This is a genomic window from Streptococcus atopicus, assembly GCF_049166725.1.
In the GTDB taxonomy this organism is placed as follows: domain Bacteria; phylum Bacillota; class Bacilli; order Lactobacillales; family Streptococcaceae; genus Streptococcus; species Streptococcus hominis.
In genome coordinates this window covers 70,664-86,359 of record NZ_JBMHFC010000010.1, presented here as the reverse complement: position 1 = coordinate 86,359, position 15,696 = coordinate 70,664, and the positions used below count along the sequence as shown (strand labels likewise).

17 protein-coding genes and 1 pseudogene are annotated in these 15,696 nt (G+C 38.6%); 2 read left to right on the top strand and 16 right to left on the bottom strand.

Translation table 11 applies throughout. The features are described from left to right. Positions 1-355 precede the first annotated feature (355 nt). A pseudogene (locus ACOMA9_RS07600) lies at positions 356-1,220 on the top strand (IS982 family transposase). A 42-nt stretch (positions 1,221-1,262) separates the two neighbouring features. Here the strand turns inward: ACOMA9_RS07600 and ACOMA9_RS07595 are convergent. The 16 genes from ACOMA9_RS07595 to ACOMA9_RS07520 all read right to left on the bottom strand — a co-directional run bounded on the left by ACOMA9_RS07595 (position 1,263) and on the right by ACOMA9_RS07520 (position 14,907). Then, positions 1,263-1,955 carry a methionine ABC transporter permease gene (locus ACOMA9_RS07595; protein WP_003035462.1) on the bottom strand — a complete coding sequence of 231 codons (693 nt, stop codon included), beginning with the start codon at positions 1,953-1,955 and terminating at the stop codon, positions 1,263-1,265. Further along, positions 1,956-3,017, bottom strand: a complete 1,062-nt coding sequence (locus ACOMA9_RS07590; RefSeq protein WP_247905944.1) for a methionine ABC transporter ATP-binding protein — start codon at positions 3,015-3,017, stop codon at positions 1,956-1,958. Then, on the bottom strand, positions 3,010-4,383 hold the full coding sequence (locus ACOMA9_RS07585) for a M20/M25/M40 family metallo-hydrolase (RefSeq protein ID WP_247905943.1): 1,374 nt from the start codon (positions 4,381-4,383) through the stop codon (positions 3,010-3,012). Before ACOMA9_RS07585 ends, ACOMA9_RS07590 begins: the two co-directional genes overlap by 8 nt. A gap of 85 nt (positions 4,384-4,468) precedes the next feature. After that, positions 4,469-5,320 carry a MetQ/NlpA family ABC transporter substrate-binding protein gene (locus ACOMA9_RS07580; RefSeq protein WP_330945205.1) on the bottom strand — a complete coding sequence of 284 codons (852 nt, stop codon included), beginning with the start codon at positions 5,318-5,320 and terminating at the stop codon, positions 4,469-4,471. Between the two features lie 156 nt (positions 5,321-5,476). After that, positions 5,477-6,301, bottom strand: coding sequence for an amino acid ABC transporter substrate-binding protein (locus ACOMA9_RS07575; protein WP_330945206.1), 825 nt, complete (start codon positions 6,299-6,301; stop codon positions 5,477-5,479). A 634-nt stretch (positions 6,302-6,935) separates the two neighbouring features. After that, positions 6,936-7,652 (bottom strand): YebC/PmpR family DNA-binding transcriptional regulator, encoded by a 717-nt coding sequence (locus ACOMA9_RS07570; RefSeq protein WP_330945207.1) that lies wholly within the window; start codon positions 7,650-7,652, stop codon positions 6,936-6,938. Positions 7,653-7,767: 115 nt separating this feature from the next. Further along, entirely contained in the window at positions 7,768-8,859 is a 1,092-nt protein-coding gene (locus ACOMA9_RS07565; RefSeq protein ID WP_247905940.1) for a nucleotidyltransferase, read from the bottom strand. A 14-nt stretch (positions 8,860-8,873) separates the two neighbouring features. Next, complete coding sequence (locus ACOMA9_RS07560; protein WP_003039509.1) at positions 8,874-9,818, bottom strand: hypothetical protein; 945 nt, start codon at positions 9,816-9,818, stop codon at positions 8,874-8,876. Between the two features lie 47 nt (positions 9,819-9,865). Further along, positions 9,866-10,600: a class I SAM-dependent DNA methyltransferase gene (locus tag ACOMA9_RS07555; protein WP_247905945.1), complete on the bottom strand. Its 735-nt coding sequence runs from the start codon at positions 10,598-10,600 to the stop codon at positions 9,866-9,868. Between the two features lie 87 nt (positions 10,601-10,687). Then, the gene (gene rsfS / locus ACOMA9_RS07550) at positions 10,688-11,053 is read right to left on the bottom strand and encodes a ribosome silencing factor (protein ID WP_106083041.1); all 366 of its coding nucleotides are present in this window, start codon (positions 11,051-11,053) and stop codon (positions 10,688-10,690) included. After that, the gene (locus ACOMA9_RS07545) at positions 11,054-11,566 is read right to left on the bottom strand and encodes a cysteine hydrolase family protein (RefSeq protein ID WP_330945208.1); all 513 of its coding nucleotides are present in this window, start codon (positions 11,564-11,566) and stop codon (positions 11,054-11,056) included. Continuing rightward, the gene (yqeK, locus tag ACOMA9_RS07540) at positions 11,563-12,159 is read right to left on the bottom strand and encodes a bis(5'-nucleosyl)-tetraphosphatase (symmetrical) YqeK (RefSeq protein ID WP_330945209.1); all 597 of its coding nucleotides are present in this window, start codon (positions 12,157-12,159) and stop codon (positions 11,563-11,565) included. The genes ACOMA9_RS07545 and yqeK overlap by 4 nt, the downstream gene beginning before the upstream one ends. Continuing rightward, positions 12,149-12,787 carry a nicotinate-nucleotide adenylyltransferase gene (locus ACOMA9_RS07535; protein WP_421425087.1) on the bottom strand — a complete coding sequence of 213 codons (639 nt, stop codon included), beginning with the start codon at positions 12,785-12,787 and terminating at the stop codon, positions 12,149-12,151. The genes yqeK and ACOMA9_RS07535 overlap by 11 nt, the downstream gene beginning before the upstream one ends. 12 nt (positions 12,788-12,799) lie before the next feature. Further along, positions 12,800-13,111, bottom strand: a complete 312-nt coding sequence (yhbY, locus tag ACOMA9_RS07530) for a ribosome assembly RNA-binding protein YhbY (protein ID WP_151380382.1) — start codon at positions 13,109-13,111, stop codon at positions 12,800-12,802. A gap of 159 nt (positions 13,112-13,270) precedes the next feature. Beyond that, positions 13,271-14,377 (bottom strand): ribosome biogenesis GTPase YqeH, encoded by a 1,107-nt coding sequence (gene yqeH, locus ACOMA9_RS07525; protein WP_330945210.1) that lies wholly within the window; start codon positions 14,375-14,377, stop codon positions 13,271-13,273. Between the two features lie 2 nt (positions 14,378-14,379). Beyond that, a complete protein-coding gene (locus tag ACOMA9_RS07520; protein ID WP_003031000.1) occupies positions 14,380-14,907 on the bottom strand; it encodes a YqeG family HAD IIIA-type phosphatase in 528 nt (175 codons plus the stop codon). Positions 14,908-15,056: 149 nt separating this feature from the next. On the opposite strand from ACOMA9_RS07520, the gene ACOMA9_RS07515 reads away from it, so the two are divergent. After that, the gene (locus ACOMA9_RS07515; protein WP_330945211.1) at positions 15,057-15,683 is read left to right on the top strand and encodes a TVP38/TMEM64 family protein; all 627 of its coding nucleotides are present in this window, start codon (positions 15,057-15,059) and stop codon (positions 15,681-15,683) included. Positions 15,684-15,696 lie beyond the last annotated feature (13 nt).

Below are 15,696 nucleotides of genomic sequence, written 5' to 3'. Positions count from 1 at the left end.
CTTGTTCAGTTTTCAAAGGTCTTTGTCGCCCCTCAAGCGACAACTATCTTAGTATATCATCTCCTTTGACTCTTGTCAATACCTTTTTTCATCTTTTTTTATTTTCTTAAACTTTTTCTTCCAATTTTTCCTGCCTCCTCTTTCTTATCTCCTGTAAACTGCTAAATACTTGTACTGGTCATACGAAAGAGAAAATATGTATAAACTAAAAATTCTATGACCTATTATCATAGAACTTTTATATCACTTTTCTATATATTTATTGTTTACCCGTGGTGCTAGTTAACCTCAAAATACCATAAAAAGCCCATTTGGATTATACTGTAAGTGACGAAACAAACAGGAGGTTGTCCAAATGAGCCACTTACAGTATACCGCTAAATCCCATTATTTACAATGGAATATGAAGCAATTATCAAAAATTTGTCATCAGCTTTATCGGGATTATTGCCCTGATTCATTGAAACATCGTCATAATGTCAGCTTGTCAAAAGTTTCGGATGAATCTCTATTAGTCTTACTGCTCTTGCAAGCTGAACTAAGAATCAAATCGCAACGTCATTTTCACCGAATCTGTCAACTATTTCCCTGTGGCCGACTGCTAGAAAGAAGTCGCTTCAATCGTCGTTCAAGGCAGTTGATTTGGTTGCTACAACTCATTCGACAGGCGATGAATGACCAAATCTCCTCCGATACGATTGCCATCGTAGACAGTTTTCCCTACCACTTTGTCAGTCTGTTCGCAACCATAGAGCAAGTATTTTCGAAGGAGTGGCAGACATTGGCTACAATGCGTCAAAACACTTATGGTTCTATGGTTTCAAAGTTCACATGCTCGTTACCTTATCTGGTTATATTCTGAACTATATTGTCACGTCAGCTTCTGTTCATGATATCAAAGTGTGGTGGAGGATTTATTGGAAGGCTGCCAACAATCTGTGATTTTAGCAGATTTAGGGTATCTCAGTCAGGCTCTTAAAGATCGGTTGAAATAGAGAGGGTATCATTTATGGACTCCCTTACGTCAGAATATGGGAAGCGCGAGCCAGCATAACAACTGGAGATTATTGGCTATGAGACGAACCATTGAAACGCGCTTTTCTGAGTTATGTGCTCTCTTTGATATGGAATACACCTTCGCCAGAGGAGTAGCTGGACTACAGTTGAGGATTGAACAAATCCTATTGGCTTATAATTTGAGCTATTTTGAACTTAACTAGCACCACGGGTATTGTTTATCTCTAACAATCATCTCAGCTATCCTATTTATGGCTTAATTTTCTAGTCAAAAAATCACCAGCAAACTGAATGGCAAAGATAAGTACAATGATAATAACCGTTGCTAAAATTGTTACATCGTTATTATAGCGATTGAAGCCATAAGCAATCGCAACATTCCCGATTCCTCCAGCACCGACAGCACCAGCCATTGCAGTCTCGCCAACGAGAGAAATAAGAGTGACTGTTGTCACACGAATCAAATCTGGCAAACCTTCACGTAGATAGACACCAACTAGGTCACCGAAAGTCGCTCCGCTTGCCTGAGCAGCTTCGATAACACCGCCGTCCAATTCGGCAAGAACAACTTGAACTTGGCGAGCAAAGAAAGCAAATACGGCAAAAGAAAGTGGTACAATAGCTGCGTTTGGTCCAATACTAGTCCCCACAATCAAGTGTGAAAAAGGTGAAAGAACAGCTAACAAAATAATAAATGGGATGGCGCGGAAGATAGACGTGATTTTGTCTAAAATCCAAAAAACTATTTTATTTTCCAAGACACCACCTGGAGCAGTCAAAACAAGAAAAAGCCCTGCAATTAACCCCAATAATCCACCAATAATAAAAGAAATAACTGTCATATATAACGTCAAGTAAATAGCTGTTCCCCAGCCAGCTTGACCGCTCCAACCCATTCGATAAACATTCGGCAAGTATGTTTGAATAAAGTTTTCCATCTATGCTTCTCCCTTCAATACTGTCAATTGAACACCAGCTTCACGAATAGCTGTTTTAGCCGCTGCTAGATTTTCCTTTTCACCAGATAAAACAACGACCAGTTCTCCGACAGGTGTTCCACCTAAAATTTCAATATTTCCATAGAGTATATTGGCAGTAACTTGATGATGTTTGTAAATTTCATTCAGCAAGGGTTCATCTGTAGAGGTTCCTGCGTACTTCATTTGCACCAAGAGACTATTTTTCGCCAAATGTTTGACAATTTCTTGTTGCTCAATCTTGCCCATAGCTTCATCAATTCCTGTTGCAGTCGCGATGAAGTCTTTGGTTAAGTCTTGCTGAGGATTAGAGAAAATATCCAAAACAGAACCTTCTTCAATCAGTTGACCGTCCTGCATAACTGCGACACGATTAGCGATGTCTTTGACAATTTGCATCTCATGAGTAATCAAAACAATTGTTAATCCCAGCTTTTGATTTAAATCTTGTAAAAGAGCTAAAATTTGTTTAGTTGTTTTTGGATCTAGAGCTGAGGTTGATTCATCAGAAATCAAGATTTTAGGGTCATTTGCTAAAGCACGCGCAATGGCAACCCGCTGTTTTTGCCCTCCGGAAAGCTGAGAAGGATAATTTTCAGCGCGATCGGCTAAACCGACCAACTCCAACAGGGTACGCACTTTTTCTTTCTTTTCTTCTTTTGATAGACCAGAATGTTTCAACGCAAAAGCGACATTTTCTTCTGCCGTCAATTGACTCATCAGATTAAAATGTTGAAAAATCATGCCGATGTCTTGACGTTTGCGGCGCAGCTGTTCTGCTGTCAAGGTTACTTTATTGTCAAAAAGAACATCATCATCTACAATAATTTTCCCGCTCGTTGGAACTTGCAGTAGGTTAATGACACGAACCAAGGTTGATTTCCCAGCCCCAGAATAACCGACAATTCCATAGATATCTCTTTCTTGAATATGAATCGTCACATCTTTAACTGCTTGAATCTGACGTTTCTTTTGTTGAAAGGTTACATCAATGTGATCTAACTGAATCATTTCTTTACTCATAACTTGCAATCAGCTCCTCTACTAATTCAATATGGGTGTAATAATCTGCAATGCGGACATTTTCGTCACCGCCATGGTCTCGACTATTCGCATTTCCAAGTCCAAAGGCGACCATTGGTACCTCAAGTGCTTCAAATACCGTGTGCATCGGTCCTGTACCTGCTGTAGTTGGTAAGACAGAAACTCCTTTTTGATAGAATTTCTTAGCTAGTTCAATGACATTTAAAATCGGCGACGCACTCATATCACTACGATAGCTCATTTCTCCCAAAGTATAAACTAATTCTACCTTATCAAAACCATTTTTGTCGAGTTGTTTGCGAATCAGCTCTAACACCCTACGTGGCTCCAGTCCTGGCACTAAACGAACCTCTACTTTTGCCGAAGCTTCTGACGGAAGAATCGTCTTCACTCCTTGACCTTGGTAACCAGAAGTAATTCCTTCAATATTCAAAGAGGGTTCAAAGAAAATTCGATTTAAAAAAGATTTTTTCTCTTCTTGTAATAAAGGTAATTCCAAACCATAAATAGTTTCTACTTCTTCTGGACTGCGCTGAGCGTATTGTTCCACTAAAGCTAACTCTCGTTGATTAGGTGTGATTACTTGATCATAAAGCCCTTCTACCTGAATACATCCATCCTTATCTCTCAAGCTAGCAAGGGCGTTCAACAAGTACCAAGAAGCCGAATCAATCACACCACCAAAGCTAGAATGAATATCCACTTCCGCACTTTTGACCTTCATATCAAAGGTCACAATTCCCTTGTTCCCACCAGAAATTTCTAGTTGACCCAAAGAATTTTTAATTCCTTGTTCCCAAACGAGAAGATCTGCCCCTTGCAGAAACACCTTGTGTTTGGCTAGGTATTTTTCTAAATCAACAGAAGCAGACTCTTCTGCTCCTTCCATCATAAAAATGACATTGACAGGTAACGTTTTATGCTTTTGTAAATATTTTTGCATAGCCGTCAAACGCGCGATAATATGTCCTTTGTCATCATCTACTCCGCGACCATACATGCCACCGTCTCGAATAGATAAGGTAAATGGGTCATCTGTCCAAATCTGATCGCTATCTGCCGGAACCGTGTCGTAGTGATTATAAAAAATAATTGTCTTAGCTGTAGGGTTTGAACTTTTAAACTTCGCTATCACAAATGGCGCTGTATAGTTGTCATCTAATTCCACCTCCGCACCAGCTTTTGTAAAGATTTCTTTTAGATAAGCAGCCACTTCTTGTAAACCGACTTGTTGAGCGAAGATTGATTTTTTAGCAATCAAAGTTCGTAAAATGGCGATATATTCTTGTGTTACTATATCTTGTTCAAATTTTTTAATTTGCTCTTCTTCACTTGAAAATGTCATATTTTCTCCTTATAGAATGGCGACAAAACTCAGTCGGTAATTCCAACTGAGTTTTTAGACTGAAATACAGCTAATGAAATAAAGATTACCAAACCGGTTGGTCTAAACCGTCTGATGTTTCTTCAACCACTTTTTTCACTTCATCTGAATGATAAGCTTTAATGAGTTTCTTAATGGCATCTGCTTTTGGAGATTTTTCCCAATCTTTTTTAGCTGCAATGATGTTAAACCATTGTTTTGAATTTTTATCTTTCGGTTCAATGAACAAGGCTTTTTTATAGTCCAATTTTGCTTCTGTTACAAATGTATTGTTTACAACGGCTGCATCTACTGAAGTCAATGAGCGAGCTGTTTGACTAGCATCCAATTCTGTAATTTTCAATTTTTTCAGATTTTCTTTGATATTTGCCACAGTTGCCAATTCATTTCCAGACTTGTCTAATTTAATCAATCCTGCAGATTGCAATAAATTAAGCGCTCGACTTTCATTTGTCGCATCATTTGGAACTGCAATTTCTGCACCATTTGGAATTTGATCTACTTTCGTATATTTATTTTTTCCATTTTTGGTACCAGAGTAGAGGCGAATTGGTGAAATATAAGTTTCAGCAGTTGCAACTAAGTCTTGCTTGTTTTCCTTGTTCCAGTTGTTCAAGAAATAGTAATGTTGGAAAGCATTGATATCCACTTCACCATCAGCGACCGCTTTATTTGGTTGCGAGTAGTCCGTAAATTCTGTAAATTTCAACTTGATATTATCTTTTTTCAACAATTCTTGAATCTTGTCCCAGCGTTTTTCTTCTGAGTCACTCTTTGTCATCACACCAACTTTAATCGTTTTGGCGTCATCACTTTTATTTCCTGAACCACAAGCTGCTAAGCCAATCACTGCTACAGCTGCTAGAGCTGTTATTCCAAACCATTTTTTAAATTTCATTTTCTGTCTCCTTTAAAAATCTTATGAAAATAGTATCGCACATATTTACCTGATTGACAAATTGTTATTTCATAACAAAGGGTATAGTTATAAACTATAACTGTTTTGTGTAAGAAAACCAGCTGAAACTTTGAAACTAGCTAGCTTTACATTCTCTTATTTCACATCTGCTTCTACTGGCAAGTAACTACCGCCAAAGAATTTTTGGGATAGTTTTTCCAGAGTTCCGTCTTTATACAACTCTTGAATGCGCCTATTAACAAATGTTTTCAACTCATCTTGTCCTTTTGCTAAAAGTGGATAAACATAAGGTTGTTGGTCACTTGGTAAATCAATCACTTTCAAGTTGTCCAGTTTTTGATTTTTAATAACTGTTTCTACACCAATTTTATCAAAAATCTTATAATCAAACTTACCATCGTTTAAATGACTCATAATCTGTTGAAAATCTGCTTTTGTATAGCTAATTTTCGTTGGATTGCCAGAATGTTCTTGGTTGTATTTTTCTAATTGTGCTGCAGTCGTTGTCCCTTGTACAACTTCTGTTGTTTTCCCACCAATATCATCCAGCGATTGAATGCTTTTATCAGATTTTTTCACCACTAAAACGTTTGGATTTTTAGCAGTTGGAGCTGCATACAAATACTTTCCTGCACGTTCTTTTGTATAGCTGATATTGTTGACCGCCATTTGGTAGCGATCACTATCCAGACCTGCGAAAATACCTGACCACTCTGTTGTTTCAAATTTTACCTTGTATTTGTCAAAATCTTTGAAGATCGCACGAACGACTTCGATTTCATAACCTGTTAGCTTACCATTTTCTTCATAGTTAAACGGCTTGGGTGAAGCATTCGTTGCGACTTTAATTTCTGTTTTTCCAGATGAAGTCGTTGATTTTGAATTGGAGCACGCTACTAAAGCTCCTATTGTCAAAAGCCCAAGGGCTGTTAAAGAAGAATATTTTAACACTTTTTTCATATTCCTATAATAACCTCTTTCATTAAGATAAATCTTATCATATCAAATATTTTCCTTCTTGACTATTATTTGATTTTTATCAAAGTGATAGATTTTCTTTATCAAGTAGAGCTAAACGAAATCAGATTTTTCCTCCCTCCATTTGCTAATTATATTGTAGCACCTTTTCTTACAAACTCAATCGACTAATAGTTTACTTCTCTCAACTTATAGTTTATCACTGGTTTGTCTGCTTTTTACGCTCCTTATTTGAATTTTTAGAATAAGCTGAGCTACAACAACCAGTCTTGGAAACCAACCTCACTCTTCAACTACATATTATTAGCTAGCCCACCTTTTCTACCAAACTTCATGTCTACTCTATCAAAGTAAAGAAGATACTAGCTCAACATACTTACGGTCTTATAACTAAATTTCTTAAAAAACACTGAGAGATTAGTAAGTAACAAAAAAGAGACTGGGACAAAATTATCTCAGTCTCAATCTGTATTAGTAAAAAACTCTTGACGCAGTAGCTGTCGGACTCTTCATTTGCTTTTTAAGCTCAGAAGAGTATCTAAGCAACCCTACGGTGGTGGGACAGAAGTAAAAATCAAAAATATTTACTTCTGTCCCACCACCTCTTTCTTCACTATTAAAATCCTTCTACATTTGTATAAATCTTTTGGACATCTTCGTCGTCTTCTAAAACAGCATACAACTTTTCAAATGTTTCTAAATCTTCGCCTGATAATACCACATCAGATTGTGGAATCATTTCCAATTCGGTAACTTGGAATTCTTCTACACCAGATTCGCGGAGAGCAGTCAAGGCCTTGTGCAAATCTGTCGGTGCGGTATAAACTGTAATGCTTCCGTCTTCTGCTTCTACATCATCTACGTCTACATCTGCTTCTAACAATTGTTCAAAGATGCTATCTGCATCGTCTCCTGCAAACACAATCACACCTTTATTATCAAACATATAAGACACTGAGCCACTCGCTCCCATGTTTCCACCATTTTTACCAAAGGCAGAACGAACATTGGCTGCGGTACGATTGACATTTGAAGTTAGTGTATCCACAATAAGCATTGAACCATTTGGACCAAAGCCCTCATAACGTCCTTCAGTAAAGGTTTCGTCTGTATTTCCTTTTGCCTTATCTAACGCTTTGTCAATAACATGCTTTGGCACTTGCGCTTGCTTCGCACGTTCAATAACAAATTTCAAAGCTGAGTTCGATTCTGGATCTGGCTCTCCTTTTTTAGCTGCTACATAGATTTCAACACCAAATTTAGCATAAACTTTTGAGTTTGCACCGTCCTTGGCAGTTTTTTTCGCCACAATATTGGCCCATTTACGTCCCATTGGATGTTCTCCTTTAGATTTTCACTTTTTCAATCTTTTTTATTATATCACAAGTCAGGTTGAATTTCACTAGCAAATTATTGACAATAACCAGCTCTACAAAATAATTTTTGCATCAATCTACTATTATCGGGATTTTCCCAAAATTCTGCTCCTCTAGTTGGGCGTTCCCTAGCTGATAAATACAATCAGCTCGCTGGGTTAAGGAATCCCATGGTTCTTGACCGATGCGACTGATGAAGTCTGTTTTCCCTTTCATCTTTTTAAGATGTTCTCGACCTGCTTGAGTAAAGCCCAAGATATGAATACCGCTAGGCAACCGATCATTTCTTGCACCGACCAAAATATAAGTCAGAATCCGTCTGATTCGTGCTTTCGTATATCGCTTGGTTGCGACTTGTTCGACCAACTCCTCTACGCTATAACTGGTTTTCACTGCTTCCTGCAAGCGCACCGCAAGTTCTTGATTAACCTGATAAAAACTCGTCAAATCGGGATGACTGATAATCTGGTAACGCAGCAAAGGATAGAGTGCTGACCAGGTCACTTTGGGAGACTGAATCAGCAGTTCATGAGCCGGGGTAAATTTCTCCAAAAAATCTGGACAATTAAGACGCTCTCTAAGAGCCGTAGCAGAGGCGTATTTTAAATTTTCTTCTTGCGAATGATAGCCAGCTCCTTGACGCTTGATTGGAAGAATCTCAATAGCCTTTCCAGCACAAGCTTTGGCATAAGAAAGTCCTAAAATGTGATTGGGTGTATTGCCTGTGAATTTCACACCAGCAAACTTTTCCCACATTTTCTGCGTTTTCTGTGGATAAGACAAATCATCTGGCAAATCTTGTATGTAGTCCACCATTTTCTGTCGATTGTCCCCATAAATCTGTGAAAAGTATTGATAATCTAAGACCTCTTCCGTGCCAAAGGTCAACTTATTCACACTAAGGCGCTCTAAAATATCTACTGCTCCTTGTGCGAAGTAGTCAGCTGACTGAACAGCCACCAAAAATGGCAATTCAATCACCAAATCCGCCCCGTTTTCCAGAGCCATTCGGGTCCGAGTCCACTTATCCACAATCGCAGGTTCACCACGTTGAACAAAGTTTCCCGACATGGCAACAATCTTCAGACCTTTAACCTGCTCTAGCAAGTATTTATGACCATTGTGGAAGGGGTTGAATTCTGCAATGATACCGGTGATAGTCATGTGGCGCTCCTATTTTAAATTAGCTCTTCACTAACATTGTGGTTTGTTTTTTTCAACAATTTTATATTTTCATCAAGTTTAGACACTTCGTCATATATTTTCCAGACATCATCAGCATATCTCGAAGAATTATTGTATTTTAAGGCGAAATTCCTTATTCTCTGGTAAGGGTAATCATCTTCTCCTATAATATATAAATCATGAATTTCTTTCACAAGTAAAGAAACGCTATGATTATCATTTCTAGAATCATTTTGCGCAATATTTCGGGTAGAAGATTTTATAATATTCTCTATATATCTAATAAATTTTGGGCGTTCAAAATCTTCCACTATCAGAATTGCAAGAGCCAAGTAAAGTTCTTCACCTTCTAATTCAAATAAAACTTTAAACTTAGAAAGGTACAAATCCAACTTCTCTAAAATGAATCTAGTACGTCTTAAATCGTAATCATCTCGCTCATAAATAATTTGTATTGTTGAAACTAAAAATATTCCCAATATCAAGTAAAGCTGAAATGTCGTATTATTAGCATTCGGCAGTATATCTTTTACATCTCCAGTAAAAGATATTGAAGATAAATACCAATTAAACAGAATTGAACTTCCAGCTATAAAACTAACAAAAAGCCAATTTACCAGTTTTCGTCTCCCTAATACAAACACTAATAGAGAAAACCATAACCAAAACAGTACACTTATAAGCCAAAGCATATCAAATTGGATATAATTACACTCCAGTGTAGAATTTACAAATAAAGTAAATATATATGCTAGAGACGAAAAAATAGGAGAAGCCAATATCCAGAAAATAACACTGCCTGTACTGATACTATTGTTGCTTGGAGAAAAAAATCTCGTACTAAATCCCTGATAATCTTTTACATTCACGGATAAAATATTCTTCAATACACAAAATTCTATAACTACGATTCCTACAATAATTAATAATTGAAACATTAAATCATTCCTTTATACATATAATACGTGGGGATATAACGATTTTCTCATTTCTCCACCACAAAGAACCAGCGGTTTGATTTTTTGCGTGGCTTTATGTCCTCAAAGTCGGCGTAAAGTTTGAATGATTTGAAGCCTGCTTGTTCCAAGAGGATATCGTAAGTTAAGACTTCGTAAGTGCGTTCTTCGTGGACTTCGTCGTAACGTGTGAAGCGCCCGTCTTCGTCTTGCAAGAAAAAGGTCAATTCATGCACGACTGAATGTGGCGCCTCATCGGCGTATGTATCCCAGACCATGGCAAATTCTTCAGCGTTTTCATGGTAAGAATAGCCAGGAAAGACTGTGTCTGTCTGGTAAGTTGAGTGCACGTCAAAGATGAATACTCCGCCTTCGTTCAAGCAGTTGTAAACTTGCTGAAAGACATCACCGACTTCAATTTCATCGGCCATGTAGCAAATTGAATCAGAGTAGCAAGTCACCAAATCATATTTACCAGCTTGCGACAAATCAAGCATGTTGCCCTGTCTGAATTCAATAGCTTCACCTGCTTCTTTGGCACGTTTACGAGCGATTTCAAGCATCTCATCACTCAAATCCAATCCCGTCACATCAAAGCCAGCTTTGGCAAAGCGTACGGATTGAATCCCAGTTCCACAAGCTAATTCTAAGAGCTTTTTCTTATTTTTTGGAAAATGGCGGAGCGAAAAATCGGTCCATTTATCATAAAGACTATCATCCATAATAGCATCATAGACTGATGCGAAGGTTTCATAAGTTGTCATCTTATCTAGAAGTACCAAAAAGGTACTCTTCCTTTCTTCTCATTGAAAGAGGTTGGGACAATGTCCTCAACCCTCATCGTTTTTTATCTACAAGGCTTGTTTCTCAAGCAATGGTGTCACATCCACACCAACGGCTTCATGCCAGAGTTTTTCAAGGTTGTAGTGATTCCGCATTTCCTCAGAAAAAATATGAACAACCACCCCGCCTAGATCCAAAAGCACCCAGCCTCCAGCAGAGTCTCCTTCTACATGGCTAGCTGATTGCCCTGCTTCTGTAACTTTTTCACGAATATTATCAGCAATAGCTTCTAGTTGACGGCTGTTCATAGAGCTGGCAATGACAAAATAGTCTGTCATCGTCGTCAATTCTTGCAAATCTAGCACAGTAATGTCTTCTGCTCGTTTTTCATCCGCTGCTTTTACAACAATTTCTAATAGTTCTTTTTTATCCATTTAATCCTCTTTTAAAATTTCTTCTAAATCAGCCACTTGGGCAAAACGTCCGTTCCAAGTATTTTCATAATGCTGTATTAATTGTTCTGCTGTAATTTCTCTTTCAGCAAAGGTAGTCGTGCCATTTTTAACAACTGCCAAATCATAACCAAACTCAAACGCCACCTTAACAGTCATATCAATGCAATAATTCGTTGCCATGCCAATGATAATCAGCCGCTCAATAGCTTGGCTATCCAGATAAGTCTGTAAACGAGTTTCTTTAAAAGCACTATTATAATGTTTATCAAAGATTTTTTCGCCAACTTCTGGAGCAATAGCTCCGTAAATTTCCCAGCCATGACTTCCTGTTAGTAGTTCGTCGTCATTGTGGCGGACATAAATCACTTCAATGTTTTTCTCACGACAAGTGGCGATTGCTTTTTGCCAGACAGATAAGCAGTTATCAACAGCATACGGTTTAGCCTCTATCAAGGCTGTTTGAATATCAATCACTAACAGAGCCGTTTTCATTTGTCATCTTTCATAAAGCCAACATACGCATTATAAGTCTCAATGGTTTGTGGGAAGATAGGAAAGGCTTGGTGAGCTAGGTGTTCTACGGTATGAACAGTTTCGTAGGCAACCGCCTTATTTAACGATTTTTTAGCAATTTCACGTGCTTGCTCCACTCCTGGAAAGTTCCGATTAGGCTCAATATAGTCTGCTACATAAACCACCTTGTCTAAGTCGGACATCTGAGCAGAACCTACGGTATGAACCTCAATAGCTCGTAGAATTTCTGGATCTATCAATCCTAAATCTTCCTGAATTTTATAAATGCCGACCATGCCATGCCAGACATTATTTCCCCAATCTTTCAATGCTGGATCCAGAGCATACTTATCAATCAGTGCCAGAAATTCTTCGTCAGAGAGCTTTTTTGCATAATCATGGAGCAGACCTGCCAAACCAGCTTTTTCTACATCTACACCGAAGCGCTCTGCCAAGTCAATCGCTGCTTGTTCCACTCCCAGACAATGTTTAAAACGTTTCTCTGGTAAAAGCTGCTGCATTTTGACTAAAAGTTGCTCACGAGAAATTCCCACATAAGTTTCATATCCCATTGTAAAGCCCTTCTTTCTCAATATAGTCTAAAACTGGCTTGGGTAGGAGAAAATTCGGCGTCCGACCTTGAGCCAGAAAAGCTCGAACCATACTCGAAGAAATATCCATCAACGGCACATCTACCCAGATAACTGGATAAGATGTTCCTGCTTTATAGCGGGGGCGCTGAACCCCAACAAATTGAACCAAATCGACTAATTCGTCAATCCGATGCCACTTGGAAAGGTAATCTACCATATCCGCTCCGATGATGAAATAATAATCTGTATCTGGATGTTTTTCCGTCAAAAATTTCATCGTATCATAGGTGTAACTAATCCCTTTTCTCTCCAGCTCAATGGTTTCAATTCCCAGACCTTCAATGCCTTCAATTGCCAACTCCAGCATTTTCAGTCGGTGCTTCTCATCAATCGTTGATTTTTTATCAACATGTGGTGGCTCATACTCAGGCATCAGCAAGACCTGATCTAAACATAATTGTTGACGAACTTGATCCGCCACAACCAAATGGGCATTATGAACTGGATTAAAGTTTCCACCTAAAATCCCCACCTGCTTTCTTTTTTTTGCTTTTACTTCTGGTTCCAACTTCACCTTGGTGAAGGGAGTCAGTAATTCAATTGCCATAGGCTGCTTCCTCTAAATTTCTTTTACCTTTACTGAAATTTTGCGGTTTTCCTTTTTGCTAGACTGCTTGTAGAGAATCAAAGTACGACCAATTTTTTGAACAGTATCCACACCAATTTCCTCTTCGAGAATTTCTGCTACTTCATGGATGTTCTCATCTGTATTTTGTAGAAGAGTTACTTTAATCAATTCTCTAGCATCTAGAGCTTGACGGACACTCGTTTTAATCTGGTCGTTGAGACCGTTTTTGCCAATTTGAATGATTGGTTTGAGGATATGAGCCTGACTATTTAAAAAAGCTCGCTGTTTAGATGTTAATGACATAATAAGATACAAAGAACGACAAAACCGACAGAAAACTAGGAAATTCGACGAAGAATCAATGATTTTCTAAGAGAATTTTTCTATTTTTCAAAGTTTTAGCTCGTGTTCAATTCCTTTCTAAAAATTGGTTTAACTGTGACGGTTTCTTACTAGAATTCCTTAGATAATGGCTTTTCGGGTCACTACTGCAACTCCCTCTGGTGCCCAGGCTACAATCTTTGCTGGCCCTGTCACGCGAATCCAGCCCAAGCCTGAAAAGACTACATCTGTTTTGGCTTCAATTTTCAACTCATGTTTGACGAGCTGAGGAAAATCTGCCACTTCTTTTTTAGAGGGCGGTGCTAGCAAAGAGCCAACATGCTTTTCATAAAATTCTCCCGCTCCTACAAGCTTGGTGCGATGCAATTTGAGTTCATTGTCAAAATAAGCCGTAAAGCCTTGTTTATCACCTGACACAAAATCAAAGCGCCCCAAGCCCCCTAAAAAGAGGGTTTGTTCAGGATTGAGTTGGTAAGTTTTGGGTTTGATTTCCTTTTTAGGACTGACATATTTAAGATTTTTAGCAGACAGATAATGAGCCATTTGGTGGCGGTGGATAATCCCTGGTGTGTCGTAGATATGACTGCCGTCAGCCAGCGGAATCTCAATCTTATCCAGTGTGGTCCCTGGAAAACGCGAAGTCGTAATGATTTCCTTATCCCCAGTAATTTCCTGAATAATGGCATTGATAAGTGTGGACTTACCAACATTGGTCACGCCGACCACATAAACATCTCGGCCTTTCCGATATTGCTCAATCTTTTCAATCAATTCTTTAATCGCTTGCTTGTTTTGAGCTGAAGTCAAAACTACATCAACAGGGCGCAGTCCTTCCTCGTGAGCCCGCTCCGTCAGCCATTGGGCAACCTTGCTCGTCTTAACCGACTTAGGGAGAATATCTTTTTTATTCCCGACCAACAGCACATCGTTACCAGCCACAAAGCGTGGCAAACCCGGAATCACCGAACCATTAAAATCAAAAATATCTACTACATTGACTACGAGAGCATTGCTGTCGCCGACTTCGTGGAGAAGTCTGAGAAAATCATCGTCTGTCAATTGCACATCGGTAATTTCGTTGTAGTGACGCAGACGGAAACAGCGCTGACAATACAGCTCACCTGTCTCCATTCCCTTTTCCAAAGCCGACTGAGGGGTGTAGCCAAGCCTATCCTTATATTTTGTCTGAATCGGCGCTCCGCACCCAATACAGAGAATGTCTTCCATGTTTAAATTCCTTTTTTATACTCAATCGGTTCGTATTTTTCGGTGATTTTTTTCAACACACGACGCTCACGAGCTCGATTAATCTGGGTCTTTAACGAATCATGCTCGACCAGTGGCTTGACCAAAATCGAACGAATTCCTGCTCTATGAGCAGCTCGAATATCAGTCATGAGCTGATCTCCCACCATGACCACTTCATTTTTCTCAAAATGAAATTCTTTCAGCGCCCGATCAATCCCCCAAGTGAATGGTTTCATAGACCAACAGACATAGTCAATTTCAAACTTTTCAACTGCTCGTTTGACTCGTTTTTTAGTGTTATTGGACACCACAATAATCCGAATCCCTGCATCGCGCACATCATGGAGCCACTGCTTCATTTCCGGCGTTCCGTCGGGATTGTTCCATGCGATAAGAGTATTATCTAAATCCACCAAAACAGCCTTGATACCGTGTTTTTTTAAACTTTCAACTGTCAAATCATAAACTGCCTCAATCGCAAAATCAGGCATGTAGTTTTCAATTGCCACATTTCTCTCCAAACATTATACTTCTACCTATTTTAACATAAAAAAAAAGTTTTCGCACCCTAGATTTTTTCATCGATTTTATGTACAATTTGCCAAAAAATGTTTAAAAATGTTATAGTAAGAATAGAGAATTTAACACGGAGGAACTTATGGCAAATACGAGTAAGAAAATGACTGCCGTTTCCCCTTTTTTACAAAAATTTATCAACTGGTCTTCTATTATCGGAGCAGTTGGGACGGTGATTTTCTGTATCTGGGCCTATTATGCTGGCATTTTACAATCCAAAGAAACCCTGTCAGCCTTTATTAAGCAAGCTGGCATTTGGGGACCGCCACTCTTTATTTTCCTGCAAATCCTACAAACAGTTGTTCCTATTATTCCTGGAGCTTTGACTTCGGTTGCTGGTGTCTTCATTTATGGTCATATCATTGGTACCATTTATAATTATGTCGGTATCGTCATCGGCTGTGCTATTATTTTTTATCTGGCGCGTACCTACGGACCAGCTTTTGTCCAATCTATCGTTAGCAAGCGTACTTATAACAAATACATTGGTTGGCTGGATGAGGACAATCGTTTTGAACGTTTTTTCATCTTTATGATGATTTGGCCTATCAGCCCAGCAGACTTCCTCTGCATGCTAGCAGCCCTGACGAAGATGTCTTTTAAAAAATACATGATGATTATTGTATTATGCAAACCAATCACACTGGTCATTTATACTTACGGTTTGACGTATATTATTGATTTCTTTTGGCAATTTTTTTCAAAATAAAAGGCAGAGTGAA